This is a genomic window from Bradyrhizobium sp. CCBAU 11386, assembly GCF_028128955.1.
GTDB lineage: Bacteria > Pseudomonadota > Alphaproteobacteria > Rhizobiales > Xanthobacteraceae > Bradyrhizobium.
In genome coordinates this window covers 17,343-42,459 of record NZ_LBKA01000227.1, presented here as the reverse complement: position 1 = coordinate 42,459, position 25,117 = coordinate 17,343, and the positions used below count along the sequence as shown (strand labels likewise).

Sequence of the window (25,117 nt, the reverse complement as noted above, 5' to 3'; positions counted from 1 at the left end):
ATCCAGACTGCCTCCGCGGAAAGACTCTGGATTGCTTCGCTGCGCTCGCAATGACGGCGCTGGAGCGCCGTCCTAAAGTAACGGAACTTGATGACATGAAACCCGCCCTCCTCTCCGCCTGGCAGACCTGGGCGCTGCTGTCCGCTTGCTTCGCCGCGCTGACCGCGATCTTCGCCAAGGTCGGCGTCGAGAACATCAATCCGGATCTGGCGACCTTCATCCGCACCATCGTGGTGCTGCTCGCTTTTTCGGTGCTGCTGTTCTTCACCGGGCAATTCGCCGTGCCCTCGGCGATCTCGTCCAAGACCTGGCTGTTCCTGGTGCTGTCGGGGCTCGCGACCGGCGCATCCTGGCTGTGCTATTTTCGCGCGCTGAAGCTTGGCCCCGCCACGTTGGTGGCGCCGATCGACAAGCTCAGTGTCGTTCTGGTTGCTCTCTTCGCGTTCGCCTTTCTCGGCGAGCGGCCGACGGCGCAGGGCTGGGCCGGGATTGCCATGATCGGCGCCGGCGCGGTGCTGCTCGCGGTCAAGTTTTGAAGCGGAACAAAGCTGCCGGGGCCATCGACCACGACCTCGCCGGCGGGCTGCACGACGCCGATACACGGAGCGAACAGCCGTCAGGGCTCGCGGTGCTCCTCACCTGTCGCCCCCTGCTCGTCTTCGCGATCTGCGTCCTGCTCTTCCATCTCTCCAACGCGGCGATGCTGCCGCTGGTCGGCCAGAAGCTCGCGCTCCAGGACAAGAACATGGGCACCAGCCTGATGTCGGCCTGCATCGTCGCAGCCCAAGTGGTGATGGTGCCGTTCGCGATGCTGGTCGGCGCGATCGTCTGCCTTGTCGCCTTGCCCGAGACGCGGCATGGAACCCTGCGGCCGCAGGGGAAGACAGCGCCGCCGACATCGGTTATCGCTGCCGAATGAACCCATTCCACCTCAAGGATTGAACGTGCCGACCGCGCCGCATGAGGCCATCTGGGCCTGGAGCATCATCGTCGCCGCGACCGCAGGCGTCATCGTCCGGCCCCTTTCCCTGCCCGAGGCGGTCTGGGCCGTGATCGGCGCTGGCGCGCTCGTGCTGCTCGGCCTCCTGCCGTGGCAGGATGCGCTTGTTGGCATCGAGAAAGGCGTCGACGTCTATCTCTTCCTGATCGGCATGATGCTGATCGCCGAACTGGCGCGGCTCGAGGGCCTGTTCGACTATCTCGCCGCGCTCGCGGTGGAATATGCAGACGGATCGCCGCAGCGGCTGTTCCTGCTGATCTATCTCGTCGGCACGCTTGTCACCGTGCTGCTCTCGAACGATGCCACCGCGATCGTGCTGACGCCTGCCGTCTATGCCGCGACGCGCGCGGCCGGCGCCCAGCCGCTGCCCTACCTGTTCGTCTGCGCCTTCATCGCGAATGCCGCAAGCTTCGTGCTGCCGATCTCCAATCCGGCCAATCTCGTCGTGTTCGGCGCGCGCACGCCGCACCTGACCGAATGGCTCCGCCTGTTCGCCCTGCCCTCGGCGGCATCGATCCTGCTCACCTATGTCGTGCTGCGCCTGACCCAGCATCGCGCGCTGAAGGAAGAGACCATCGCGCGCAGCGTGCCGCATCCGAAACTCGGCCGCGGCGGTAAGCTCACGGCCGCGGGCATCGTCGCGATCGGAGTCGTGCTGGTCACGGCCTCGGCGCTGGACAAGCCACTGGGCCTGCCGACCTTCATCTGCGGCGTGGCGACGGCCGCGATCGTGCTGCTGCTGAGCCGGCAATCGCCGCTGCCCGTGCTGAGGGGCGTGTCGTGGAGCGTGCTGCCGCTGGTCGGCGGGCTCTTCGTGATGGTGGAAGCACTGGTGAAGACAGGCGTGATCGGGCAGCTCAGCGCGCTGCTACATCAAGCCGTCGCGCAATCGGTGCCCAAGGCGGCCTGGAGCGTCGGCATCGCAACCGCAATCGCCACCAACATTGCCAACAACCTTCCGGTCGGCCTCGTCGCGGGCTCGGTCGCTGCCAGCGATCATTTGCCCGCGCCCGTCGTCAGCGCCATCCTGATCGGCGTCGACCTCGGCCCCAATCTGTCGGTAACGGGGTCGCTTGCCACCATCCTCTGGCTGGTCGCGCTGCGGCGGGAGAAGATCGAGGTCGGCGCCTGGCCGTTCCTCAAGCTCGGTCTGCTGGTGACGCCGCCCGCTTTGGTCACCGCGCTGGCTGTGGCGGTCAGGTAGCCGCGGCCGAACGCGCCGGCCAATTAGGTGCAGTTGTTTGCGGTGCATCAATGCCGGCGGGGCTACCGCGGCTAGAGTTCACTTGTCGCGTGATTCAAGCATGCCGCGGGAAGGAAGGTTCATCATGCAGATTCGATCAAAGGCGCTGCCGCAGAGCTTTTCCCTGCGTCGCGAAATCCAGAGCTTCATCGCGCCCGCTGAAGGCCGAGGGGAGACATCCCATCCCCTGCTCATCTTCTCCGTCGTGGCGCTGCTGGCCCTGTTCGCCATCGTGGAAATCGACCTGCACTCCGCCCAGCTTCAGGCGATCGGCCTGCTCAGCCAGGGGACCGGGATCGATCCCGTCTTCCTGAGCCCGTAGCGGGAAAAGCCCGATCGCGGCCGTAATGGCCGCGACCGGGCAGTGCATCCTCAGTCGTTCTCGTAGCCGTAGACTTCCGGCAGGATGAAGATCGCAGCGAGCAATCCGATCAGCGGGAAGATTGCGACCATCAGCGTGGCATTCGCCTGCCCGATCGCAGCGAACACCGTCGGGAACAGGAAGATCGCCAGGAACGACGGCAGCTTCACGAACATGTAGGCGAAGCCGCTGGCGGTGCCGCGGTACTTCGGCTTGGCGACCATGGTCGGGATCGTCATGCAGTTCGACGCGTCCCAATAATGGCCCCACAGCATGGCGGCGGCCGCGAACGGCAGCAGGATCTTGTTGTCGGTATGGAGCGCAAAGGCCGCAACCAGCAACGACGCCAGCACGATGCTGAAACCGGCGATCGAGATGCCGCGATGGCCGATCTTCGGCGTCAGCAGCGGGCCGACCCAGCCGGACAGGGCGGCGAAGCAGAACAGCGCCATCGTCACCAGGTTGATGCCGAGCACGCTCGACACGCCGACCATGACAAAGAGCACCGGCAGGTAGAACGCAAAGGTCGAGAACTCGCTGCCTTGCGCAAAGCAGGCGATCCAGCCGTAGATCGTTGCGCGCCAGCGGATCGGATCCTGCTTGAGGTCGGCGAGGAAGGCGCGGGTGCTGACCTTCGGCACTTTGACATCGTGATCCGGCAGCATGGCAAGATCGTCGTTGAACATCTCGCGCGCGACCTGCTTGGCCTCGCGGTAGCGTCCCTTCTGCACCAGCCATACCGCCGTCTCCGGCACGTCGTGACGCATGATCAGAATGATCAGCGCCGGCACCGCGCCGAGGCCGAGCGTCACGCGCCACAGCATCTCGTGCTGCATGTCGATCAGCAGGAAGATCACGATGACGCCGATGGTGAGGACCTCGCCGACCGCGAACATGAACTGCCAGCGGTTGCCCATGACCTCGCGCTCGCCCTTGGCCATGGATTCCATGATGTAGGTGTAGCCGGTCGAGATATCCGAGCCGAGCGGAATACCGAGCAGGAAGCGGATCACGATGAGCCAGGTGACGTTCGGCACGAAGGCCTGCGCCAGCGCCAGCACGATGAACAGCACCATCGTCACCAGGAACATGACGCGGCGGCCGATCTTGTCGGAGAGCCAGCCGCCGAGCAACGCGCCGATCAGGGCGCCGCCCTGCGTGCCGGCCGCAGCGAGGCCCAGCATCAGCGGATCGGGATTGTATTGCTCCTTGATGAAGATCAGCACGAAGGCGATCGAATAGAGATCCCAGGCCTCGACCAGGATCGAGGCCATCATCAGCCAGCCGACCTTGTTACCCTTGGGACTGTAATTCGTGATCAGGTAGCGGACCGCGGCTTCGCTCGCGGTCGGTTGTGGCATGGCCATCGTCGACATGTTTGGTCCTCTCTTCAAAACTCTTTTACGCGCCGAGCAGCGGCTCGATGCTGCAATCGAGCAGGCGCGGGTCGATCCCCGCCTCCATGCCCGTGAACATCTCGCCCATGTAGTCGATCAGCGCATCGCTCGCCTTCACGGCGTCATCGACGCGGCGGCTGGCGACGGCAGCGAGAATGGCGAGATGATGGTCGATCGTGCCGGAAAGATCGGCCTGGCCCGGCATGAAGCGGTGGTGGATGTAGCCTATGCGCCGGTACAGCGTGTGCAGCGGCCGCATCGTGTGCACCAGGAACGGCTCGCCGGCCGCCTCCAGCACCAGCGCATCGATGCGGCGGTCGATGTGGTTGAACTCGTCGAGGGTCAGGCTGGCGCGGCGCTCGCGCAGCAGGCGCTCGATGTGCAGCGCCTGATTGCGGTGCGACAGGCTGGCGCGATCGGCGGCAAGGCGGATCACGAAGCGCTCCATGTCGCGGCGCAGGCCGAGCAGCATGCGTTCACGCGCGAGGTCAATCGGCGCGATGTGCAGACCGTGCCGCGGGCGGATGATGATGAGCGTATCTGCGGAGAGACGATTGACGGCGTGATGCACCGGCGTGCGGCCGAAGCCGGTGATCTGCTGCAATTCCAGCATCGTCATGAACTGGCCGGGCTTGAGCTCGCAATGAACCAGCAGTTCCTCGATCCTCTGGTAGGCAAGCTCGAAGAAGTTGAGACGGTTGCGCCGGGAGGGCTTGCCCTCGCCGTCGTCCTCGTTTCTCACCACCGCGAGCGCGCGCTTGCGCCGTGCCATGTTGTCCTCCCCGTCGGCCTTGCGTTACCCCCCGCACGGCGGTGCCTTATTTGTGAGAGCCTTAAAACATGTTGTGATATATTACAAGCGGGCGTAAGACTTCCGCGTGCCGCGCTGCATGTTGCAGTGCGAAATAACAAGACGGCGCGAGGCGCCTGTGATGGGAGGAAAGCTGGTGAAGATCACGTCGATCGAGACCTTGCGCACCGAGGAATTCTCCAACGTCATCTGGGTGCGCGTCCACACGGACACGGGCGTGATCGGTCTCGGCGAAACCTTCTATGGTGCGGGCGCGGTCGAAGCGCAGATCCACGACACATTTGCCGGACGCCTGCTCGGCCGTAATCCCCTGCACATCGAGGCGATCCACCGCGACATGCTGAACCTGCCGATGGCGCAGTCCTCGACCGGCGTCGAATACCGCGCGGCGTCCGCGATCGACATCGCGCTGTGGGACCTGTTCGGCAAGGTCTGCAATCAGCCGGTGCACCAGATGCTCGGCGGCCTCTGCCGCGACAAGCAGCGCATCTACAACACCTGCGCCGGCACGCAATATGTCCGCTCCACCAATATCAGCCCGGTCGCCAACTGGAATCTCGGCGCCTCCAAGGGGCCCTATGAGGACCTCGACGGCTTCATGCACCACGCCGACGCGCTCGCCGAAAGCCTTCTGGAGAGCGGCATCTCAGCGATGAAGATCTGGCCGTTCGATCCGGCGGCACAGGAGAACAAGGGCCTCTACATCACCGCGGCGCAAATGAAGCGGGCGATCGAGCCGTTCGAGAAGATCCGGAAAGCCGTCGGCGACAAGATGGAGATCATGGTCGAGCTCCATTCGCTCTGGAACCTGCCGACCGCCAAGCAGATCGCGCGCGCGCTCGAGCCCTACAAGCCGACCTGGTACGAAGACCCGATCCGCATGAACTCGCCGCAGGCGCTCGCCGAATATGCGCGCTCGACCGACGTCTGGGTCTGCGCCAGCGAGACGCTGGGCTCGCGCTTCCCCTACAAGGACATGCTCGACCGCGACGCCATGCATGTGGTGATGGCGGATCTGTGCTGGACCGGCGGCCTCACCGAGGGCCGCAAGATCGCGGCGATGGCGGAAACCTATCACCGGCCGTTTGCTCCCCATGATTGCATCGGCCCGATCGGCTTCATCGCCGCCATCCACATGTCGTTCAGCCAGCCCAACACGCTGATCCAGGAATCGGTGCGCGCCTTCTACAAGGGCTGGTACAATGAGCTCGTCACCACAATGCCGACAATCAAGGACGGCTATGTCTTCCCGATGGAAGGCCCCGGCCTTGGCGTCGACCTCTTGCCTGCGGTATTCGACCGCAGCGATCTCACCGTGCGCCGCTCCAACGTCTGAGGATTTCTTGAGATGAGCACCGCCCTTTTCGACCTTTCCGGCCACACCGCGCTCGTGACCGGCTCCTCCCGCGGGCTCGGCCGCGCCATCGCCGAGGGCATGGCCAAGGCCGGCGCCAGGCTGATCATCAACGGCGTCGATCCCAAGCGCGTCGAGCAGGCCGTCGCCGAGTTTCGCGCCGCCGGGCATCAGGCCGAAGGCGCGGCCTTCAACGTGACGGACGAGCCGGCGATCGTCGCCGCCTTCAACGATTTCGACAGGCAAGGCATTGCCGTCGATATCGTCGTCAACAATGCCGGCATCCAGCACCGCAAGCCGCTGGTCGAGTTCACCACCGACGAATGGCGCAAGGTGATCGAGACCAACCTCACCAGCGCCTTCGTGATCGGCCGCGAGGCCGCCAAGCGCATGATCCCGCGCAAGCACGGCAAGATCATCAATATCGGCTCGCTCGGCAGCGAGCTCGCGCGTCCCACCATCGCGCCCTACACCGCCGCCAAGGGCGGCATCAAGAACCTGACCCGTTCGATGGCGGTGGAATGGGCCCAGCACGGCATCCAGGCCAATGCGATCGGCCCCGGCTACATGCTCACCGACATGAACGAGGCCCTGGTCAACAACACCGATTTCAACAACTGGTTGATGGGCCGCATTCCCTCGAAGCGCTGGGGCCGGCCGGACGAACTGGTGGGCGCGGCGATCTTCCTGGCGTCGGACGCCTCCACTTACGTCAACGGCCAGATCATCTATGTCGATGGCGGCATGATCGCCGCGATGTGATCCGCGAAGAATATTGAGGAGCGAGCCCATGCGCGCTGTCGTCATTCACGCCCCGAAAGACCTGCGGATCGACAGCTACCCCGATCCGGCACCCGGCCCGGGCGAGGTCCGCGTCAAGATTGCCAATGGCGGCATCTGCGGCTCCGACCTGCATTACTACCATCACGGCGGCTTCGGCGTCGTGCGCATCCAGCAGCCGATGGCGCTGGGCCATGAGATCGCCGGCGTGATCGCGGCCGTCGGTGACGGCGTGACCAGCGTGAAGCCCGGCACGCGCGTCGCGGTCAATCCGAGCAAGCCGTGCGGCCAGTGCCTGCATTGCCAGGAAGGCATGCGCAACCAGTGCCTCGACATGCGCTTCCTCGGCAGCGCGATGCGCTTTCCCCATGTGCAAGGCGGTTTCCGTGAGTTCCTCACGGTCGATGCGACGCAGGCCGTGCCGATCTCCGACAAGCTGTCGCTCGCGGAAGCCGCGGTCGCCGAACCGCTCGCGGTATGCCTGCATGCCGGCAAGCAGGCCGGTCCCCTCCTCGGCAAGCGCGTGCTGATCACCGGCTGCGGCCCGATCGGTGCACTGATGATCCTGGTCTCGCGTTTCGGCGGCGCCGCCGAGATCGTGGTGACGGATGTCGCCGATGCGCCGCTGGCGGTCGCCAAGAAGCTCGGCGCCACCCACGCCATCAACGTCGCGACCCATGCCACTGCGCTCGATCCCTGGCGCGCCGGCAAGGGCGTGTTCGACACGCTGTTCGAGGCCTCGGGCAATCAGGCGGCGCTCCGCACCGCGCTCGATGTGCTGCGGCCCGGCGCGACGCTGGTGCAGCTCGGCCTCGGCGGCGAGATGACGCTGCCGATCAACTCCATCGTCGCCAAGGAATTGCAGCTCCGCGGCACCTTCCGCTTCGATCCCGAGTTCGAGCTCGCGGTGCGGCTGATGGGCGAAGGGCTGATCGACGTCAAGCCGCTGATCACGGCCACCATGCCGTTCGAGAACGCGGTCGCCGCGTTCGAGCTTGCCAGCGACCGCGCGCAGTCGATGAAGGTGCAGTTGACGTTTTAGAAACGCGATGCGACTTAGTTCACCTCTCCCGTAGGGAGAGGTGAAGCCAGCGCTATTGGCCCTCGATCAGCCGGTCGCTGACCAGCCGCACCGCGCCCCGTTTCCACGAATAGTCCGCGCCCAGGCGCAGTCCGCTGTCGCCGCGTGACACCACGGCGCCGGTCCTGGCATCGCGGACCTGGAAGCCGAGCGTGTACTCGGTGCGGCTGACCCTCCGCACCACGCCGATCAGCGATTGGTCCGCGCCGAGCTTTTGCGCAATCGCCGCCTCGCAGCCGTTGCAGTCGCGCAAGGCGTGCGCCTTCACAGCTTGTTCGTCCGCACCACTGACTTCTACGAGGCGGTAGCGACCAGATTGCCCCAGCGCCTCGCGCACGCTGCCGGTGACCTCAGCCAGGTACGACGCATCCGAACTGGCCGAGGCGCCCATCGACGCCGCGGTCATGTCCTCGAGCTCGAACTCGAACACCGCCAGCGCGACCGGCGCTTGCGTGCCGAGCGCGGCCATGACCTCACGCGACACGAAGATCTCGGCGCGCTCCCATGATTCATCATTGTCGCCGCGGAAGGTGTAGAGCTTGTCCATCACGATCTTCTTGGCACCGACGTCGATCACGGCGACCTTGGCCCATTGCACCAGCGTGCTCGTCTTCTGAATGCCGCCGATGACCTTGAAGGCCGCGCCGCCCTGCGCCGACGGCACTGGCCGGTAGCGGCCGTCCGCACTGATATCCCGCCTGAGCGCGGCCATGAACGCCGACAACCGCCGCTCATGGGCGGCGGTCTGGTTGGCCGGCTCGGCCGACGTGTCGGTATAGCTGAAGTCGTCCATGGCAACGCCGATGGCGGCCTCGGCACCGGCTGGCGAATGGGCCGCCGGAAGGACGACAAGGAGAAAAGCAGAGAAGATCAGCCGGGACAGGTGCATGAGCGGGCCTCGTGTGACGGAGCGGCCCGAAAAACTGGATGGTCGCCTCAGGCCATGCACCCGTATCCGTCCCGGCGAGTGCCGGGAAAATTTCACGACGTTGCACTGCGGTAAGCGCAGCGCTTTCCGCCGCTTGCGTTCTGCCGTTTAATGCGCAGGCGACAAACCCGTTCGCGCCAGGTGCCCGCCGATGTGGAACCGCCCGAGATCCGATCTCAAGGTCCGTCTGACGTTGCGCGTGGCCGCAATATCGGCCGCCTGCTTCGCCGTGATATCAGCCTATTTCCTTGTCACGGCTGACCGCGAGGCGCATGCGCGCATCGACGGTATCGCCGCCATCGTGGCGAAGTCGCTGGAGCTGCAACAGGGCAAGGTCCAGTGGGTGGCGAGCCCGCGCTCGGACTTCCCCAACCTTGACCCCGTATCGGCCTACGTGATGACGCCCGGCCTGTGTCTGGCATTCCGTGGCACGAGCGGCGACATACTCCAGCGATTCTGTAGTGGCGCGCCGACCCCGGCAAACCCGCCGCCGCAGGTCTTCGCGGCGTTCTATCGCAGCCTGTTCGACCCCGGCCGCGAGGCGGCGCGGCCAGTGATCGTACGCGGAGCGAAGCTCGGCGAGACCGTGGTCTCGGTCGATCCGGCCGTGCAGACGGCGGAGGCCTGGCACGAGGCCGGCCGGCTGATGATCGCGCTTGCGATCGCACTGCCGCTGCTCTGCGCACTGGTCTATGCGGCACTGGCGCGGGCGCTGCGCCCCACCCGAATGATCCGCACCGGCCTCGAGCGGATCGCCGCCAATGACCTCACCGCACGGCTGCCGCCGTTCGACCTCGCCGAGCTCTCCGCCATCCGCGACGTCTTCAACCATCTCGCCGAAAGCCTCGACACCGCGCTTGCCGAGCGCAGCGAACTGACGCGAAAGCTGATCGCGCTCCAGGACGAGGAGCGCCGCCATCTTGCGCGCGAGCTGCACGACGAGTTCGGCCAGTCTCTGGCCGCCATCCGCGCGCTCGCTTCATCCGCCCGCCAGACCGCCGTGCAGGACTGCCCTTCCCTGCTGTCCGAATGCGACGGCATCGCACGGACCGCAACCGGCATGATGGAGATGCTGCGCGGCACGCTGTTCAGGCTACGCCCGCCCGATGTCGAAGAGCTCGGGCTGGTCGCCAGCCTCGAAGGCCTGGTCGCCGGCTGGAACGGACGCAGCCGCGGCGAGACGCGTTTTGCGATCCGGTTCGACGGCGCCTTCGAGACCCTCCCGGCCGCGATCAGCGCCAGCCTCTATCGCATCGTGCAGGAGGCTCTCACCAACGCCGCCAAGCATGCCGGCGCAACCAAGGTGAGCCTGGAATTGACGATGCGGACCGACGAGATCGCACTTGCGATCGACGACGACGGACGGTCGAGCGATCCCGCCGCGAAATCCGGAATGGGCCTGCTCGGCATGCGTGAGCGCGTCGCGGCTCTGCGTGGCAAATTGAGCTTCGAGGCCGGCCCGCATGGCGGCACTGCGCTACGCGTCACCATCCCTGTCGCCGCCGATCGGCCGGTGCTGGAGCACGCGGCATGAGCGCGGCCGACGCGACCATCCTGCTGGTTGACGACCATTCCGTCGTCCGCGAAGGCTATCGCTCGGTGCTCCAGAAGCAACCGGGCCTGCGCGTCGTCGCCGAAGCCGCCGACGGCGCTGAGGCCTATCGTCTCTACAAATCCGAGGCACCCGACCTCGTCATCATGGATTTGAGCATGCCGGGCATCGGCGGCATCGAGGCCATCAGGCGGATCAGGCAGTGGGACAAGGGCGCAAGAATCCTCGTCTTCACCATGCACCAGAATGCGGGCTTCGCCGTGCAGGCGATCCGCGCCGGTGCGAGGGGCTATGTCACCAAGATGAGCCCGCCGGAAACGCTGGTGCGCGCGGTGATGGACGTTCTCGCCGGCAAGATCGCCATCAGTCCCGACATCGACCACGAGCTCGCACTGAGCCGCATCAGCGGCGAGAGCTCGGCTGCCGACGTCCTCACGCCGCGCGAGTTCGAGGTGCTGCGGCTGCTGCTGGCCGAGAAGACGACGGAGGAGATCGCCGAGACGCTCCACGTCAGTCCGAAGACGGTGGCGAACCTGCATTCACTGATCAAGGACAAGCTCGGCGTCGACTCCGACATCGAGCTGGTCCGCCTGGCACTGCGCCAGGGAATCTTGACGCAGGTCGATCTCGGCGAGGCCTGATCGCAGCCCGCGCTACCCCGCTTGGCCGCCGATCATTCGCGCGCGACCACCGCGTCCAGCCATGCGCAGTTCAGCGGCGGCACATGCGGGTCGGCGACGCGCACGCCGCGGGCCGCGGCGTCCAGCCTCATGTCCCGCAAGCGCTTGCGCTGCTCCTCCGGCATGTTGAGCCGCTCGTGGCCCCATAACGACGGGCCGTCAAAGGTCTCGTGCGGCTGCCAGGTCTCGGGATCGATGATGCGACCGCCCCAGCCATATTCGATGAAGAAGCCCGAGGGCGTATTCACGTAGAACGAGGTCATGTGGTCGTTGGTGTGCCGCCCCAGCGTATAGGCAATACGGCCGTCATCCAGCTGCGCGAGGTCGTAGCCCTGCCCGACATCGTCGAGGCTCCCGAGTTCGACCATGAAATGATGCAGCGCCCGACGTCCCGAACCAACCATCGCAAAGCTGTGGTGGCGGCCGTTGACGTGGAAGAAATAGAGCCCATAGGGCTTGAGCCCGAAATCGGAGACGTGGAAGCCGAGCACGTCGCGGTAGAACGGCAACAGCGGCTCGACGTCCTCGACGTTCAGCACCACGTGCCCCATGCCGAGCGCGCCGGTGCGAAAGCCCGAGATCGGCCGCCCCGGCTTGAACGGCTCGGTCGCAAGCTCGGGCTTGCAGAAGGCCTCAAGCCGGTTGCCGGCAGGGTCCGCGAACGTGATCAGCTCGGCCACATGCCGTTCGTCGGCGAGTGCGCGCGATCCGCGCGTCACTCTTACGCCGTGGCCCTCCAGCCGGCCGGCAAGCCCGTCGAGCTCGGCGGCTGAGGGAACTTCCCAGCCCATCACCGCCAGCCCGGCATCGCTGCTGCCGTCGACGATCAGCCGCTGCTTGCGGTCGTCCATGCGGAAGGCCCGCATCTTGCCGCCGCGGTCGACCTGCTGCATGCCGAGCAGCCTTGTCGCCATCCGGCTCCACTGGTCGATCTGCGACGAATTGATCCCGACATAACCAAGCGCGGTGATTTCCATCGACGTCCTCCCGAGGGCATCGCACCCGCCGCACTGCGGCGAACTTGATACCGGCCGCGCACGATCCTACGGTGGCGTCCGCGATCGCTTCGCGTTTGCAATGACGATAGTCGCGGAGCGAAGCGGCACAAGGGAGGAAATGCGAAGTGTCCAAGGAGCGGACGCGGACCGGAGCGCCGCGGCAGTCGGAGGGCGTCCGCGCCTTCAAGCGTGGTCTGGACGTGCTGCACGAGGTCAACCGGTCCGGTGGCATCCGCGCGGGCGACGTTGCCCGCGCACTCGACCTGCCTCGCCCGACGGTCTACCGCCTGCTCGAGACGCTGGAGGAACTCGGCTATGTCGCCCGCAGCGCCAGCGACGACCGCTTTCGCGTGACCCGGCGCGCGCTCAGTCTCGGCGACGGCTACGATCCCGGCGTGGTGATCTGCCAGGTGGCGGCGCCCTATCTGGCTGAGTTGAGCAAGAACCTGGTCTGGCCGGTCGATCTCTCTACATATGAGAACGCGGCGATGGTGGTACAGGAAACCACTCATTCCCGCAGTCCGCTCTCGATCGACCGCGGCATGATCGGCAAGCGCCTGCCGATGCTGCGGACGTCCGCGGGCCGCGCCTATCTCGCCGCCTGTCCGGTGCGCGAGCGCGACCTGATCGTCAATCATCTCCGCCGCATCGACGAGGCCGACGATCGCCCCTTCCTCGACGAAGCCCGCCTCGACCGCATGATCGCGGAGATCGCCGCGCGCGGCTACGCGATCCGCAGCGAGGGCGAATACAACCCCAAGACCGCCTCGATCGCCGTGCCCATCGTTCGGAACGGCGTCGTATTCGGCTGCATCTCCATCATCTGGATTCGCTCGGCTCTCGGGATCGAAGAGGCGGTGGCGCAGTTTGCAGGACAGCTTCAGGAGACGGCGTCGGCCATCCCGGTCGAGGTCTAGCGGGTCCGTCCGCTGGGCGGACACTTGGCGCAGCGGCATTGATGCCGCGGCGCGGCTTGGGGAAGAGATAGCCCCATGCAGGATAAATCCGCCCCCGAAGAGTTCGATGTCGTGATCGTCGGCCGTGGCCCGGTCGGCGCGACACTTGCCAATCTGCTCGGCCTGTGCGGCGTCCGGACGCTGGTGCTGGACCGCGAGGCGCGGACCTATCACCTGCCCCGCGCGGTGCATTTCGACGACGAATGCATGCGCGTGTTCCAGACCATCGGCCTCGCCGACGCGATCCTGCCGCATGTCATCCTCAGCCCCGGGATGCTCTTTCTCGACGCCGGCGGCAGGATGCTGCTGGACTGGTCGCGCCCGCAGACGCTCACGCCGATGGGCTGGAATCTCAGCTACCGCTTCCACCAGCCTGATCTGGAGGACGTGCTGATCAGCGGCCTTGCGCGCTGGCCGCACGTCACCTTGCGCAGCCGCTGCGACGTGTTCGCACTGGATCAGGACGAGACCGGCGTGCGCGTCCGCTACGAGGATCTCTCCAACGGACAGCTCAGCGAGGTCCGCGCCGGCTATGTCATCGGCTGCGACGGTGCCCGCTCTCTGGTGCGCCGCTTCATCGGCTCCGGCATGGACGATCTCGGCTTTCACGAGCGCTGGCTGGTGATCGACGTGCTGCTCAAGCGCGACCGCGGCGACCTCGGCGACTTCAGCATCCAGCACTGCGATCCCCGGCGGCCGGCAACCTATGTCCGAGGCACCGGCACCCGGCGGCGCTGGGAGATCACGGTCCTCCCGGACGAGGATTCGCAGGATGTGGCGCAGCCGGCCAAGGTCTGGGAGCTGCTGTCGCGCTGGATCACGCCCGATGACGCCGAGATCGAGCGCGCCGCGGTCTATACTTTTCATTCCGTCATCGCGCAGCAGTGGCGGAGCGAACGGCTGCTGCTCGCGGGCGATTCCGCACACCAGACCCCGCCCTTCCTCGGACAGGGCATGTGCGCAGGGATCCGTGATGCGGCCAACGTCGCCTGGAAACTCGGCGCGATCATTCGCGACGGCGCCGCGCCTGAATTGCTCGACACCTATCAGAGCGAGCGCCAACCGCATGTGCGCGAGTTCATCGAGCTCGCCATCCGCCTTGGCGGTGTCATCAACACGAAGGCGATCGAAGCGGGCCTGGCGGTCGGCAAAGCCCGCGCGAATGCGCCGGTCAAGCTCGAGGTGAAAAAGCCCCTGCTCGGCCCCGGGCTTGCGCTCGACGGCCTGCCATTGGCCGGGCATCTCGCACCGCAGTTCGAGTTGAGAGACGGACGCAGCAGCGACGACCGGACCGGGTATAACCATGTGCTGCTCGTCGAGAGCGCGGCCGCGCGGCCAACGCGTCTCCCCCTGTCGCAGGCCGGGATCGCAATCCTGACCGGCGACGACGCCGAAGGCGTCGGGCACTGGCTGTGTGAGCACGGCATCATCGCCGCGCTGGTCCGTCCAGACCGCTATGTGCGCGGCACTGCCCGCAACGATTCCGAGCTCGAGCGGCTCGTCGCCGCCGTCACTCCTCCAACCCACGTGCCGTCCGCGGCCTGACCGAACCCGCTTTCCAAGGATATCTCATGAAGCTGCTCTCTTTCATCGCCGACGGTCGCGCCTCCTTCGGCGCCGTCAAGGACGACGGCGTGGTCGATCTCGGCGCGCGCATGGCAGGCCTCAAGACATTGAGGCAGCTGCTCGAAGCCGATCGCGTCGCCGAGGCGGCAAAGCTCGTCGCGTCCACGGCGCCCGATCATGCCCTCGACAAGATCAGCTTCGCACCCGTCATCCCTGACCCGGGCAAGATCATCTGCGTCGGCCTGAACTATCGCGACCATGTCGCCGAAACCGGCCGTACCGTCACCGAGAAGCCGGCGCTGTTCGTGCGCTTTCCCTGTAGCCAGGTCGGCCATCTCCAGCCGATCGTGAAGCCAAAAGTCAGCGACGATTTCGACTATGAGGGTGAGCTTGCGCTCGTCATCGGCAAGGAAGGCCGCCACATCCCCGCACACCGCGCGCTCGACCACATCGCCGGCTATTCCTGCTACAATGAAGGCAGCATCCGCGACTGGCAGCGCCACACCAGCCAGTTCCTTTCCGGCAAGACCTTTGCAGAGAGCGGCAGCTTCGGCCCGTGGCTGGTGACGGCGGACGAGATCCCCGATCCGTCGAAGCTCACCCTTCAGACCCGGCTCAACGGCACGGTGGTGCAGGACACCACCACCGATCTCCTGATCACCGCCATCCCCGGGCTGATCGCCTACATCTCGACGATCTGCCCACTGGTCCCCGGCGACGTCATCGTCACGGGCACGCCCGGCGGCGTCGGCGCAAAGCGCACGCCGCCTTTGTGGATGCGCCCCGGCGACACCGTCGAGGTCGAGATCTCCGGCATTGGTGTCTTGCGCAACAAGGTCATCGCCGAACCGGAGTGACCTCTGCCTTCGATCAAATCAAAACGATAACAAATCAGGAAACGCCATGGCCATTCACCACACGACCTCCGCCATCCTGCTGATCATGCTGGCGCTCGCAGGCACCGGCGCACGCGCCGAAATCAAAGGCGAAGCCATCCGGATCGGCGTCCTCACCGACATGAACGGGATCTTCGCCACTGCCATGGGCCCGGGCTCGGTCGAGGCCGCGCGCATGGCTGCGGAGGAGTTCGGCGGCAAGATCAATGGCAAGCCCATCGAGATCCTGCAGGCGGACCATCAGAACAAGCCGGACCTCGCAGCCTCACTCGCGCGAAAGTGGTTCAGCGACGGCGTGCAGGCGATCGCGGACGGTGGCAGCTCAGGCGCGGCGCTCGCGGTGCAGGAGCTGGTGCGCGGCAACGGCAGGATCTTCCTCGTCTCCGGCGCAGGCGCCAACCAGCTCACCGATGAGGCCTGCGCGCCAACCAGCGTGCAATGGACCCAGGACGCCTACTCCACCGCGACTGCCGTGGTCTCCGGCATCATGCAGACCAGCAAGGAGCCGTGGTTCTTCATCACCGGCGACTACGCCTTCGGCCATTCGATCGAGGCGACCGCGCGCGCCCGCATCACCGAGCTCGGCGGCAAGGTTGCCGGCAGCGTGAAAGCCCAGCTCGGCACGCCCGACTACAGCTCGTTCCTGCTGCAGGCGCAGTCCTCGGGTGCAAAGATTCTCGCAATCAACGTCGCCGGCGACAACGCCACCGCGATCAAGCAGGCCGAAGAATTCGGGCTCGCCGCGCAGGGCATGAAGATCGTGCCGATGTCGTTCCAGAATGTCGACATCGAAGCGGTCGGCCTGAAGGCGACGCGCGGCGACCTTATCGTGACCTCGTTCTTCGAGGATGTCTCGCCGGCGGCGCGGAAATTTTCCGATGCGTTCCATGCGCGCCGCAAGGCGATGCCCTCGCAGATCCAGGCAGGGATCTATTCCGCCGTACGCCACTATCTGCAGGCCATCAAGGACACCGATACGGACGACAGCGCGATCGTGATGGCCAAGATGAAGGCGACGCCGGTGTCGGATGCCTACACCACCAACGGCCGCATCCGCGAGGACCAGCGCATGGTGCACGATCTCTATCTGGTCCAGGTCAAGACGCCGGAAGAGTCAAAAGGCCCGTGGGATTTCGTCAAGCTGGTCGCGACGATCCCGCCCGACCAGGCCTTCCGCCCGCTCGACCGCAGCAAGTGCAGCCTGGTCGGCAAGTAACGCTCAGGCCAGATAACGCGTCAGATAGCCTTCCATGGCGTAGAGTGCGCAGAGCGCCAGGCTCGACCACACCGCCGCGCTGAAATACAGGAACATCCAGGTCAGCTCGCCCTTCCAGTGCGCGATGTCGTGGGTCACAACCCAGCGCGTCGAGACGTCATGCAGGCCTTCGAGGAAGCCCAGGAACCTGCCGCCCTCGGCATGCCCTGCCCGCCAGCGGCTGAGATACATCGGCACGTCCACCGTGACCAGGAACGCGAGGAAGCAGGCGATGCCGACGATGCCGGCGATCAGCGCCCAGCGCACCACGCCCTGGAATTCCGGCATCAGCCGGCACAAAGCGATGCCGGCGAGGAAGAAGGTGACTGCCCACAGTGAATTCTCGATCGCGTTGTAGAGGAAGTTGGTCGTCACCACCGCGTACCAGGAGAAACACTCCGCGATGATGATGATAGGCACAATCACGAGCGCGATGTTCACCGCGGTCTCCGCACCCGTCATGTGACCTAGCTGATGCAGGATGATGGCCCATTGCGCGGCGAAGCAGACTTCGGCCACCGTCGCGACCGAGCGGCCGACGAAGACGCTCGACAGCCAGGTGTCGAACAGGCAGATGCGCTGCACGTCGGCGCGCGGCAGGAACGAGCGGAAGGCGCAGCCGAACACATATCCCGCGCAGAGCAGGAACATCAGCCCGATGTCGGAGCCGCCGCCGACGCTGCCGGCGACCGTCGGGTAGAACTCGCGATACAGCATGAACCAGACCAGAATATTGGCGCTGCTCACGAGCGTCAGTGATCCCCACCACCACGCGAGGGGATTTGACCGCGCCTGCCACTGCAACATGAATCGCTCCGCTGTAGTCATCTTGACATCCAACGGTAGCAATTCTGTCATAAATATGCAGCACGGCGCGACAAGAATCTGCGTGACGCCGCTGTCATAATTGGCCCGCGCGTTGTCATATTCGCGAAGCCGACGGCGTCTCCGGGCGTTTTCCGAGTTTGATTCCGGGGGCGCTACTTCGAGGCCCCCGGTATCACGCCGGCGTTCTATTTCTTCAGCCCGCTCACATAGGCCGCGAGCTTATCCAGCGTCTGGTAGCCGTATTCGACGGCGCCGAACCCGATCATGCCGTCGCGCTGCTCCGTGCTCGAGGCCAGTTGCCGCATCATCAACACGGTCTTGCCGTTGCTCTGCTCGGCGAAGGTGACGGTGAAGCGAAACATGCCGGGATCGTCGTCCTGGTCGGTGCCGTGATCCATCTCCATCAAGGACGGCCGCTCGATACGGCGGAAGCGCATGCGGTTCGGATAGACCGTCCCGTCAGGGCCGATCATGTTGAAGCGCCAGACGCCGCCGACCCGCACGTCGATCTCGAAGGTCTCGACCTTGAAACCCTTCGGCCCGAACCATTGCGGCAGATGCTTCGGGTCGGACCAGGCCTCGAACACCAGCTCGCGCGGCGCGTCGATCACGCGCGACATCACGATCTCGCGGTCGAGCGACCATTGCGACAAGGCGGGGTTGGCAGAATTCGTCATCGTCAGGCACCTTTCCGTTTGGTTGTGCGGGACGGCCGCTTGGCGGCCGCCCTCTCCTTCTCTTTCTTGAGCTGCATCACATAGGCCTCGAACCGGTCGAGGCGCGCCTCCCAGATCGCGCGCTGTTGCTGGAACCAGTCTTCCGCACCGAGAAGCGCGTCCGGGCTGAGGCGGCAGGTGCGCACGCGGCCGGATTTCTCCGACAGAACGAGCCCGCTCGTCTCCAGCACATGGATGTGTTTCATGAAGCTCGGCAGCGCCATGTCGAAGGGATCTGCGAGCTCGCCGACGGATGCTTCGCCGACGCAGAGCCGCATCACGATCGCCCGCCGTGTCGGGTCGGCAAGGGCCGCGAAGATCTGGTCGAGCCGGGATAATTGGTTAGCCATGTAGCTAACTATAGCCGCCACCCGCACCGGCGTCAACAATTGTTAGCCCATCGGCTAAGTGATGCGGCCCGCCGGCTCTGCGAGGCCCCGCGACGCAGGCCCGCCAGCTGAAATACCTGCGATTGTGGCGGCCGGGTTACAGCCGAAAAGCAGGTCCTTGTGCTGAAATGACACAGGACCATTTTCGATTCATTTTCAGCCCGATTTGGAATGGCAATGCGATTGAACCGGATTGGCGTGGGAGCAGCGATCCTGGCAGCGTCGGCGTTCGGCGCGTCGGCTGCCGACCTTCCCGTCAAGTACAAGGCGCCGCCGCCCGATCCCTGGAGCTGGAGCGGCCTGTATGGCGGCGTCAACGCCGGCTACAGCTTTGGCCGCGACACGTTTGACCAGTCTCTCGCAGGCATTCCGCCCGGCCGCGAGCAGCAGGCGTCAGGCAGGGTGCTGCCGACCGGCGGCGTGTTCGGCGGTCAGCTCGGATACAATTGGCAGGCCGGACGCTGGGTACTGGGGCTCGAGGGCGACGCCCAATGGACCGGCCAGCGCGACCCGGGTTGCGGCGGCTTCGAGTGCATCCAGAACTACAATGCCGAAGTCGGCGCCGCGCGCGTCCATCACGAGCTCGAATGGTTTGCGACCGCACGCGCCCGGCTGGGCCTCGCCAATGCAGGTTACCTGCTTTACGTCACCGGTGGCGGCGCCTGGGCCGGCGTACGCGAAACGGCGACGCTCCAGTTCGACGACTCTGTCGCCTCGTCCACGGTGAGGAACACCGTCGCCGGATGGGCGTTCGGCGGCGGCATCGAGGGACGGTTGTGGCAGAACTGGACTGTCAAGGTCGAGTATCTGCATCTCGACTTCAGGCCGACGACCACGACGACGCGCATTGCCACGACCGGAGGCCTCTTGCCCTTCGACGAGACGAACACCGTGCGCAGCCACGTCACCGACAACATCGTCCGCGTCGGACTGAACTACCGGCTGTGGAATACGCAAGCCTTCGCTCCCCTGCCGGTCGACCCGGCCGCGAATGCGTGGCGCTGGACCGGCGTCTATGGCGGTCTCAACGGCGGCTACGGCGTCGGCAACACCTCGTTCCGGGAGTTCAAGTATTTCGACCCGGCCGCGCCTCCGCTTGCCGGCGAGCTCACCCATTACATCTCCTCCTTCGCGCCGCAGAAGGTGTCGCCACAGGGCGCGATCGCCGGCGGGCAGTTCGGCTACAACTGGCAGACCGGCCATGTCGTGCTCGGCGTCGAGGGCGATGCGCAATGGAGCGGCCAGAAGGACACCGCCTGCGCCATGAGCTGCTTCACGGCCGGCGGTCCCATCGAGACGGTGTCGCAGCGCTTCAACTGGCTCGCGACCGTGCGCGGCCGGCTCGGCTATGCCGACCGCGGCTATCTGCTGTTCGTCACGGCGGGTGGCGCGTGGGCCGAGGTCGAGGAGACCGACGTGTTCTCCGGCGCGGCCGTCTACACCTCGACCTTCAAGCAGACCAAGGGCGGCTGGGTCGCCGGCGGCGGCATCGAGGCCTGGCTGTTCGGCAACTGGACCGGGAAGATCGAATATCTCCATTTCGATCTCGGCAACATCAACCACACGTTCGCGACCCCCGATCCCGGTTTCCCGACCATGGGGACCCAATCCACCGTGCGCAACGACGTCATTCGCGTCGGCGTGAACTACAAGCTCGGCGGCGGCTAGAAGGTCCGCTGCGGAACTTCCAACGCGCGATTGTGAATTGAGGCGGGACGCGGTTTGCAGGTACGACTGGCGCCGGGGGCGTCGGCAATCTGTTCATCAAGCGCGTGTCCCCACTTGTCACCTCACGACCTCTTTCGGTCAGCCGGCGTGGCTTCGCCAAGGCGGCCCTGCTTCCGCTCGCAATCAGCCTCATCAGGCCGCGCGAGGCGGCCGCGGATTCCGACATGATCGCGCAAATGCGCGACATCGTCGCCAACGAGCTCGCGCCGACCGCGACGCCGGACCAGCCGGGCGGCCTCGCCGCCGCGCTCTATGCCGGCCGCCATGTCGAGTTTTTCAACTACGGCTTTGCCGACGACACGACGCGACGGCCGGTGACATCGGACACGTTGTTCAACCTCGGCTCGCTGCGCAAGCCGTTCGAGGCGACGCTGGTCGCGCTCGGCACGCTTCGCGGCGAGCTGCGGCTCGACGATCCCCTGCCGAAATACCTGCCCGAGCTCACCGGCGACACCATCCGCCGCGTCACCGTCGGCGAGCTCGTCACGCACACGTCGGGATTGCTGCTGCCGACCGACCATCCGCCCTGGCCCAACGAGCAGTTCTCGCGCGCGCAGTTCATCGAGATGCTCAACACATGGAGACCGCGGGCTGGCGAGGCGCCCGGCAAGCAGCGCATCTACAGCCATGCCGGCTACGTGCTGCTCCAGCTCGTGCTCGAACGCTGCTACGGCGCGCCGATCGCAACCCAGTTCGAACAGCGCATCTTCAAGCCGCTGGGCATGACCGCGACCTCGGTGCCCGAACGCGGCGAGGACAACCGCGCCGTCATGGATGCAGCGTGGATGCAGCGGGTCGTCCAGGGCTATTCGGATCAGGGCATGGCGATCGGCCCGCCCGGCAACCAGCAGAGCTATTTCGACTTTCCCGGCACCGGCCAGGTGTTCTCTTCGCCGCGGGATCTTTCGACCTTCGTTGCGGCCTGCGTCGATGGCCGCTCGGTCGAACCGCACTTGCGCGAGGCATTGCGGATGACGCAGCACGAGGCCTTCCGCGTCGACGAGAAATTCGGGCAAGGCATGGCCTGGGAGACGGTGCATCTTCCCGAGGCCACCGTCGTCGACAAGCCGGGCGGCCTCAACAATGCCTCCGGCTATATCGGCCTCGTGCCGTCGCGGCGGATCGGCATCGTGCTGCTGGCCAATCGCGGCGAATATCCGCACGAGATCGCGCGCTACAGGATCCTGCCGGCGCTGGCGAAGCTCGTGGCCTCCTCGCGCTGAACCCGGCCCTCGAAACAGAAAGCCCCGGCTGAGCCGGGGCTTTCCACGCCAGATTCGGAACGGGATGAAGCTCAGTATCTGGCGACGACCGGTCCGCCGAACTTGTAGTTCACGCCGACGCGCACGATGTTCGACTTGATGTCCACCGAGTGGGTGTAGACGTTGCTCGGGAATGCGATGGCCGGCGCGAATGCAGCAAGGTTCGTGCTGGTCGCGCTGGCGCGCCCGAGATCGACATAGAGATATTCGGCCTTGAGCGACCAGCCGCCGCCGAACGCATATTCGCTGCCCACGCCCGCGGTCCAGCCGAGGCGCGTGTCGCGGATCGCGCTCGACTCGGTCGCCGCCGCAAACGTGTCGGTGAAGTTGAAATTGCCCTTGACCTCCGCGATCGCAGCGCCGCCCGTGGCGTAGAGCAGCCAGGTCGGAGCGGCCAGGAAGCCGATGCGGCCGCGGATGGTCGCGAGCCAGTCGGCCGAGACCGACGATGACACCGTAAAGCCGCTCGGCGCGCAGCAGGGATAAAGCGCCGAGCCGGTCGCACTGCCCTTGAAGCCGAAATAGTTGATGTCGCCTTCGAGGCCAAGCACTGCGTTGTTAACCTGCCAGTTGTAGCCGGCGGTGAAGCCGCCGGTCACGCTGGAGCTGTTGATGCCCTGGGCGCCGACCGTGTTGACGGCAGGAACGCTGCTGGTGGCGAAATAGCCGGTCGGAGAAAACACGGTCGAGGTGCTGGGATCGGAGCTGCCCCACTGCCCGCCGACATTGCCGCCGACGTAAAATCCGGTCCAGTTGTAGGCCGGCGCGATCATCGGCGCCTTGGTGTAATGCGCCGCGAGGTCGGCCGCCTGCACGGATGCGGTGCCCAAAACAACCGAAGCGACCGCCAGCAAAAACTTCTTCATTCCAGTCTCCTTGCCCACGCGACCAGTTCGCGTTTCAAATGCGCGCGGGCGGGAGGCATCCGGCGCAGATCGGGCATAGGCTGCCGGCCCCATGCCGTCTTGGGCTGCAACGAAGTTCATAGGGACTGTGACGTAGTGTGCGCGCCACGTCGCGCGAACGGATGAGGAGTGTAACCCAGCAGCCACGCCTCATCCTTCATCGGCGGCGCGCAGCGTGCGGCCGTGTCGCATCACGACAAGGCCCGCGCGAACGTGATGCGAATCCGCCGGCGTCAGACCGAGCGCGTCAGCCCACCGTCCACACGGATGTTCTGGCCGGTGATATAGGCTGCACCGTCGGACGCCAGGAACGAGATCGTCGCCGCGATCTCCTCGACCTTGCCGTAGCGCTTCATCGGCACGCTGTCGCGGCGCGCATCTAGCTGCGGCAGGCTGTCGATCCAGCCCGGCAGTACGTTGTTCATGCGGATGTTGTCGGCGGCATGGGTGTCGGTGAAGATCTTGGTGAAGGCGGCAAGGCCTGCGCGGAACACCGCCGATGTCGGAAACATCGCGCTCGGCTCGAATGCCCAGGCGGTCGAGATGTTGATGATGGTGCCGCTCTTCTGCGCCTGCATCACCGGCGTCACCAGCCGCGTCGGCCGGATCACGTTGAGGAGATACGTATCGAGTCCGGTGTGCCACTGCTCGTCGGTAATCTCCGTGATCGGCGCGCGGGGTCCATGGCCCGCACTGTTGACGAGCACGTCGATGCGCCCCCACTTCGCCATCGCGCCGCCGACAAGACGCTTCAGATCGTCATTCGACTTGTTGGAGCCGGTGACGCCAAGCCCGCCGAGCTCGGCCGCCAGTGCCTCGCCCTTGCCGGAGGACGACAGGATCGCGACGCGAAAGCCGTCGGCCGCAAGCCGCCGCGCGGCCCCTGCCCCCATGCCGCTGCCGCCGGCGGTGACGAGTGCGACTTTCTCTGCTGCCATGACCGATCATCCCTGTCTTGAGGCGAGCCGCGAGCCCGGCCTATCATGAGGCCTTCTACCGCCAGACTTGCCGGCAGGTCCACCGTCGAAGGCATCCGTCATGAGCGATTTGCAGATCCGCAATTTGCGCCCCGAGGAGATCTCCATCGCCGTCGACTGGGCCGCGGCCGAGGGCTGGAATCCGGGCCTGTCCGACGCCGCCTGCTTCGCGATCCCCGACGCGCAAGGCTTCTTCGTCGGCGAGATCGGCGGCGAGCCGGTCGCGACCGTCTCCTGCGTCAACTACGATGACCGCTTCGCGTTTCTCGGCTTCTACATCGTGCGCGAGAGTTTTCGCGGCTCCGGCCACGGCCTGCGCATCTGGAACGCGGCGATCGCGCATGCGCGCCCCCGCGTGATCGGCCTCGACGGCGTCGTCGCGCAGCAGGACAATTACAGAAAGTCCGGCTTCCAGCTTGCCTACGCCAATATCCGCTATGGCGGCATCGTCGCCGCACCACTGAGGTCGCCCGCCGACGTCGTCGCGCTCGACACCATCCCGTTCGCGCTCGTTGAAGCCGACGATGCCACGGTCTTCCCCGCGCCGCGTAGCGCCTTCCTGCGCGCCTGGATCAAGACATCAGGCCATGTCGGCCGCGCGCTGCTGCGCGACGGCAAGCTCGCCGCATGGGGCGTGATCCGCCCGTGCCGGAACGGCCGCAAGATCGGCCCGCTCGTCGCCGACGATCGCGCGGCGGCCGAAGCGGTCGTGCAGGCCTTGCTGGCGAGCGCGGACGGCGGCGAAGTCTTCCTCGATGTCCCCGCCGTCAATCGCGAGGCCATCGCACTCGCGGAACAGCTCGGCCTCAAGCCGGTGTTCGAGACGGCGCGAATGTACACCGGGCCGATCCCGCCGCTGCGGCTCGACCGTGTCTTCGGCGTGACCAGCTTCGAGCTGGGTTAGCGCAACGCGCCGCTCAGTAGCAGCGCATGATGTTGACGGTGTGCTCGCCGCCACCGCGGCCGGGCACCGTCACCTGCTCCGTCGGGCAGCTCGGCACATAGGGCCGGTCGGACGGCACCACGTTGGGCGGGAAGCGATGCGTCCAGTCCCAGGGAACGTCATAGGTATAGGTATAGCGCACGTCGGTGGAGAGCGGCTGCCCGGCATCGGCGAAGGGCTGGCCATAGCCTGCGCCGTCGTAGAAGAACCCGCCTCCGCCCGGCCAATAGACCCACGGCGTGTTGCGGCCGCGGAACCGCGCACCCGGCGCGATCGGCGGACGCATTGCCGCGGCCGGCGGCGCCGCAGCAAGCCCATGCGGAGCGGCGCCGCCGGGCCTTGAAAAACTGTCGCTGGAAGAAAGGAGCAGCGCGGCTGCGCTGAGCGAGGCGAGCAGCGCCCCAAATGATCTGCCATGTGATCCGGACATCATGATACGCACCAACTCGTTTGGCTTCGGCGGCTCCCCACCGCACGCTAGGCCGGGCTGTCGCCCACCCGCAAACGTATA

The 25,117-nt window shown here is 65.9% G+C and carries 25 protein-coding genes and 1 pseudogene; 16 read left to right on the top strand and 10 right to left on the bottom strand.

Annotated elements, in window-relative coordinates; all coding sequences use genetic code 11:
* Positions 1–95 precede the first annotated feature (95 nt).
* The 4 genes and pseudogenes from XI09_RS21145 (at position 96) to XI09_RS21130 (ending at position 2,565) form a co-directional block, all read left to right on the top strand.
* Positions 96–536 carry an EamA family transporter gene (locus XI09_RS21145; RefSeq protein ID WP_092193051.1) on the top strand — a complete coding sequence of 147 codons (441 nt, stop codon included), beginning with the start codon at positions 96–98 and terminating at the stop codon, positions 534–536.
* 20 nt (positions 537–556) lie between these two features.
* A pseudogene (locus XI09_RS21140) lies at positions 557–823 on the top strand (MFS transporter); the annotation flags it as partial.
* Between the two features lie 121 nt (positions 824–944).
* Positions 945–2,204, top strand: coding sequence for an arsenic transporter (locus XI09_RS21135; RefSeq protein WP_271568562.1), 1,260 nt, complete (start codon positions 945–947; stop codon positions 2,202–2,204).
* Between the two features lie 124 nt (positions 2,205–2,328).
* Positions 2,329–2,565, top strand: coding sequence for a hypothetical protein (locus tag XI09_RS21130; RefSeq protein ID WP_271568561.1), 237 nt, complete (start codon positions 2,329–2,331; stop codon positions 2,563–2,565).
* A gap of 50 nt (positions 2,566–2,615) precedes the next feature.
* Here the strand turns inward: XI09_RS21130 and XI09_RS21125 are convergent, their stop codons facing one another.
* Both XI09_RS21125 and XI09_RS21120 read right to left on the bottom strand, forming a co-directional pair.
* A complete protein-coding gene (locus XI09_RS21125) occupies positions 2,616–3,980 on the bottom strand; it encodes an MFS transporter (RefSeq protein WP_092193045.1) in 1,365 nt (454 codons plus the stop codon).
* Between the two features lie 25 nt (positions 3,981–4,005).
* Positions 4,006–4,773 (bottom strand): GntR family transcriptional regulator, encoded by a 768-nt coding sequence (locus tag XI09_RS21120; protein ID WP_271568560.1) that lies wholly within the window; start codon positions 4,771–4,773, stop codon positions 4,006–4,008.
* Between the two features lie 175 nt (positions 4,774–4,948).
* On the opposite strand from XI09_RS21120, the gene XI09_RS21115 reads away from it, so the two are divergent.
* The 3 genes from XI09_RS21115 to XI09_RS21105 are packed head-to-tail and all read left to right on the top strand — an operon-like array spanning position 4,949 to position 7,988.
* A complete protein-coding gene (locus XI09_RS21115; RefSeq protein WP_271568559.1) occupies positions 4,949–6,148 on the top strand; it encodes a mandelate racemase/muconate lactonizing enzyme family protein in 1,200 nt (399 codons plus the stop codon).
* A 12-nt stretch (positions 6,149–6,160) separates the two neighbouring features.
* Entirely contained in the window at positions 6,161–6,928 is a 768-nt protein-coding gene (locus tag XI09_RS21110) for an SDR family oxidoreductase (protein ID WP_027549299.1), read from the top strand.
* A gap of 28 nt (positions 6,929–6,956) precedes the next feature.
* On the top strand, positions 6,957–7,988 hold the full coding sequence (locus XI09_RS21105) for an L-idonate 5-dehydrogenase (protein WP_271568558.1): 1,032 nt from the start codon (positions 6,957–6,959) through the stop codon (positions 7,986–7,988).
* 52 nt (positions 7,989–8,040) lie between these two features.
* On the opposite strand, the gene XI09_RS21100 is transcribed toward XI09_RS21105, so the two are convergent.
* Positions 8,041–8,916, bottom strand: a complete 876-nt coding sequence (locus tag XI09_RS21100; RefSeq protein ID WP_271568557.1) for a DUF3280 domain-containing protein — start codon at positions 8,914–8,916, stop codon at positions 8,041–8,043.
* Between the two features lie 190 nt (positions 8,917–9,106).
* Here XI09_RS21100 and XI09_RS21095 point away from each other — a divergent pair, with 190 nt between their 5' ends.
* Together XI09_RS21095 and XI09_RS21090 are read left to right on the top strand one after the other, a co-directional pair.
* The gene (locus XI09_RS21095; RefSeq protein WP_271568556.1) at positions 9,107–10,489 is read left to right on the top strand and encodes a sensor histidine kinase; all 1,383 of its coding nucleotides are present in this window, start codon (positions 9,107–9,109) and stop codon (positions 10,487–10,489) included.
* A complete protein-coding gene (locus XI09_RS21090; protein ID WP_271568555.1) occupies positions 10,486–11,148 on the top strand; it encodes a response regulator in 663 nt (220 codons plus the stop codon). Before XI09_RS21095 ends, XI09_RS21090 begins: the two co-directional genes overlap by 4 nt.
* A gap of 32 nt (positions 11,149–11,180) precedes the next feature.
* Here XI09_RS21090 and XI09_RS21085 read toward each other — a convergent pair whose 3' ends face one another.
* Entirely contained in the window at positions 11,181–12,164 is a 984-nt protein-coding gene (locus XI09_RS21085) for a VOC family protein (RefSeq protein ID WP_271568554.1), read from the bottom strand.
* A gap of 146 nt (positions 12,165–12,310) precedes the next feature.
* Here XI09_RS21085 and XI09_RS21080 point away from each other — a divergent pair, with 146 nt between their 5' ends.
* From XI09_RS21080 to XI09_RS21065, 4 genes are all read left to right on the top strand, one after another.
* On the top strand, positions 12,311–13,102 hold the full coding sequence (locus XI09_RS21080; protein WP_271568553.1) for a DNA-binding transcriptional regulator: 792 nt from the start codon (positions 12,311–12,313) through the stop codon (positions 13,100–13,102).
* Between the two features lie 75 nt (positions 13,103–13,177).
* On the top strand, positions 13,178–14,686 hold the full coding sequence (gene mhpA, locus XI09_RS21075; RefSeq protein WP_271568552.1) for a bifunctional 3-(3-hydroxy-phenyl)propionate/3-hydroxycinnamic acid hydroxylase MhpA: 1,509 nt from the start codon (positions 13,178–13,180) through the stop codon (positions 14,684–14,686).
* Between the two features lie 26 nt (positions 14,687–14,712).
* Positions 14,713–15,564, top strand: a complete 852-nt coding sequence (locus tag XI09_RS21070; protein WP_271568551.1) for a fumarylacetoacetate hydrolase family protein — start codon at positions 14,713–14,715, stop codon at positions 15,562–15,564.
* A 46-nt stretch (positions 15,565–15,610) separates the two neighbouring features.
* Positions 15,611–16,819 (top strand): ABC transporter substrate-binding protein, encoded by a 1,209-nt coding sequence (locus tag XI09_RS21065; RefSeq protein ID WP_271568550.1) that lies wholly within the window; start codon positions 15,611–15,613, stop codon positions 16,817–16,819.
* Positions 16,820–16,822: 3 nt separating this feature from the next.
* Here the strand turns inward: XI09_RS21065 and XI09_RS21060 are convergent, their stop codons facing one another.
* The 3 genes from XI09_RS21060 to XI09_RS21050 all read right to left on the bottom strand — a co-directional run bounded on the left by XI09_RS21060 (position 16,823) and on the right by XI09_RS21050 (position 18,752).
* Positions 16,823–17,665: a hypothetical protein gene (locus XI09_RS21060; RefSeq protein WP_271568549.1), complete on the bottom strand. Its 843-nt coding sequence runs from the start codon at positions 17,663–17,665 to the stop codon at positions 16,823–16,825.
* Between the two features lie 206 nt (positions 17,666–17,871).
* Complete coding sequence (locus XI09_RS21055) at positions 17,872–18,363, bottom strand: SRPBCC family protein (RefSeq protein WP_271568548.1); 492 nt, start codon at positions 18,361–18,363, stop codon at positions 17,872–17,874.
* A gap of 2 nt (positions 18,364–18,365) precedes the next feature.
* On the bottom strand, positions 18,366–18,752 hold the full coding sequence (locus XI09_RS21050) for an ArsR/SmtB family transcription factor (RefSeq protein ID WP_271568547.1): 387 nt from the start codon (positions 18,750–18,752) through the stop codon (positions 18,366–18,368).
* Between the two features lie 216 nt (positions 18,753–18,968).
* Between XI09_RS21050 and XI09_RS21045 the strand changes: the two genes are divergently transcribed.
* Both XI09_RS21045 and XI09_RS21040 read left to right on the top strand, forming a co-directional pair.
* Positions 18,969–20,459 (top strand): outer membrane protein, encoded by a 1,491-nt coding sequence (locus tag XI09_RS21045; protein ID WP_271568546.1) that lies wholly within the window; start codon positions 18,969–18,971, stop codon positions 20,457–20,459.
* A gap of 224 nt (positions 20,460–20,683) precedes the next feature.
* The gene (locus tag XI09_RS21040; RefSeq protein WP_271568545.1) at positions 20,684–21,742 is read left to right on the top strand and encodes a serine hydrolase; all 1,059 of its coding nucleotides are present in this window, start codon (positions 20,684–20,686) and stop codon (positions 21,740–21,742) included.
* Positions 21,743–21,813: 71 nt separating this feature from the next.
* On the opposite strand, the gene XI09_RS21035 is transcribed toward XI09_RS21040, so the two are convergent.
* Positions 21,814–22,647: an outer membrane protein gene (locus XI09_RS21035; protein WP_271568544.1), complete on the bottom strand. Its 834-nt coding sequence runs from the start codon at positions 22,645–22,647 to the stop codon at positions 21,814–21,816.
* Between the two features lie 272 nt (positions 22,648–22,919).
* The gene (locus XI09_RS21030) at positions 22,920–23,624 is read right to left on the bottom strand and encodes an SDR family oxidoreductase (protein WP_271568543.1); all 705 of its coding nucleotides are present in this window, start codon (positions 23,622–23,624) and stop codon (positions 22,920–22,922) included.
* 100 nt (positions 23,625–23,724) lie between these two features.
* Here XI09_RS21030 and XI09_RS21025 point away from each other — a divergent pair, with 100 nt between their 5' ends.
* Complete coding sequence (locus XI09_RS21025) at positions 23,725–24,567, top strand: GNAT family N-acetyltransferase (RefSeq protein ID WP_271568542.1); 843 nt, start codon at positions 23,725–23,727, stop codon at positions 24,565–24,567.
* A gap of 13 nt (positions 24,568–24,580) precedes the next feature.
* Here XI09_RS21025 and XI09_RS21020 read toward each other — a convergent pair whose 3' ends face one another.
* The gene (locus XI09_RS21020) at positions 24,581–25,039 is read right to left on the bottom strand and encodes a hypothetical protein (protein WP_271568541.1); all 459 of its coding nucleotides are present in this window, start codon (positions 25,037–25,039) and stop codon (positions 24,581–24,583) included.
* Between the last annotated feature and the right edge of the window lie 78 nt (positions 25,040–25,117).

Excerpts from the sequence above, each read along its gene's own strand:
- XI09_RS21145 (WP_092193051.1), top strand. The coding sequence starts at position 96 with ATGAAACCCGCCCTCCTCTCCGCCTGGCAGACCTGGGCGCTGCTGTCC.
- XI09_RS21130 (WP_271568561.1), top strand. The coding sequence starts at position 2,329 with ATGCAGATTCGATCAAAGGCGCTGCCGCAGAGCTTTTCCCTGCGTCGC.
- XI09_RS21125 (WP_092193045.1), bottom strand. The coding sequence starts at position 3,980 with ATGTCGACGATGGCCATGCCACAACCGACCGCGAGCGAAGCCGCGGTC.
- XI09_RS21120 (WP_271568560.1), bottom strand. The coding sequence starts at position 4,773 with ATGGCACGGCGCAAGCGCGCGCTCGCGGTGGTGAGAAACGAGGACGAC.
- XI09_RS21110 (WP_027549299.1), top strand. The coding sequence starts at position 6,161 with ATGAGCACCGCCCTTTTCGACCTTTCCGGCCACACCGCGCTCGTGACC.
- XI09_RS21105 (WP_271568558.1), top strand. The coding sequence starts at position 6,957 with ATGCGCGCTGTCGTCATTCACGCCCCGAAAGACCTGCGGATCGACAGC.
- XI09_RS21100 (WP_271568557.1), bottom strand. The coding sequence starts at position 8,916 with ATGCACCTGTCCCGGCTGATCTTCTCTGCTTTTCTCCTTGTCGTCCTT.
- XI09_RS21095 (WP_271568556.1), top strand. The coding sequence starts at position 9,107 with ATGTGGAACCGCCCGAGATCCGATCTCAAGGTCCGTCTGACGTTGCGC.
- XI09_RS21090 (WP_271568555.1), top strand. The coding sequence starts at position 10,486 with ATGAGCGCGGCCGACGCGACCATCCTGCTGGTTGACGACCATTCCGTC.
- XI09_RS21085 (WP_271568554.1), bottom strand. The coding sequence starts at position 12,164 with ATGGAAATCACCGCGCTTGGTTATGTCGGGATCAATTCGTCGCAGATC.
- mhpA (WP_271568552.1), top strand. The coding sequence starts at position 13,178 with ATGCAGGATAAATCCGCCCCCGAAGAGTTCGATGTCGTGATCGTCGGC.
- XI09_RS21070 (WP_271568551.1), top strand. The coding sequence starts at position 14,713 with ATGAAGCTGCTCTCTTTCATCGCCGACGGTCGCGCCTCCTTCGGCGCC.
- XI09_RS21065 (WP_271568550.1), top strand. The coding sequence starts at position 15,611 with ATGGCCATTCACCACACGACCTCCGCCATCCTGCTGATCATGCTGGCG.
- XI09_RS21060 (WP_271568549.1), bottom strand. The coding sequence starts at position 17,665 with ATGTTGCAGTGGCAGGCGCGGTCAAATCCCCTCGCGTGGTGGTGGGGA.
- XI09_RS21055 (WP_271568548.1), bottom strand. The coding sequence starts at position 18,363 with ATGACGAATTCTGCCAACCCCGCCTTGTCGCAATGGTCGCTCGACCGC.
- XI09_RS21050 (WP_271568547.1), bottom strand. The coding sequence starts at position 18,752 with ATGGCTAACCAATTATCCCGGCTCGACCAGATCTTCGCGGCCCTTGCC.
- XI09_RS21045 (WP_271568546.1), top strand. The coding sequence starts at position 18,969 with ATGCGATTGAACCGGATTGGCGTGGGAGCAGCGATCCTGGCAGCGTCG.
- XI09_RS21040 (WP_271568545.1), top strand. The coding sequence starts at position 20,684 with ATGATCGCGCAAATGCGCGACATCGTCGCCAACGAGCTCGCGCCGACC.
- XI09_RS21035 (WP_271568544.1), bottom strand. The coding sequence starts at position 22,647 with ATGAAGAAGTTTTTGCTGGCGGTCGCTTCGGTTGTTTTGGGCACCGCA.
- XI09_RS21030 (WP_271568543.1), bottom strand. The coding sequence starts at position 23,624 with ATGGCAGCAGAGAAAGTCGCACTCGTCACCGCCGGCGGCAGCGGCATG.
- XI09_RS21025 (WP_271568542.1), top strand. The coding sequence starts at position 23,725 with ATGAGCGATTTGCAGATCCGCAATTTGCGCCCCGAGGAGATCTCCATC.
- XI09_RS21020 (WP_271568541.1), bottom strand. The coding sequence starts at position 25,039 with ATGATGTCCGGATCACATGGCAGATCATTTGGGGCGCTGCTCGCCTCG.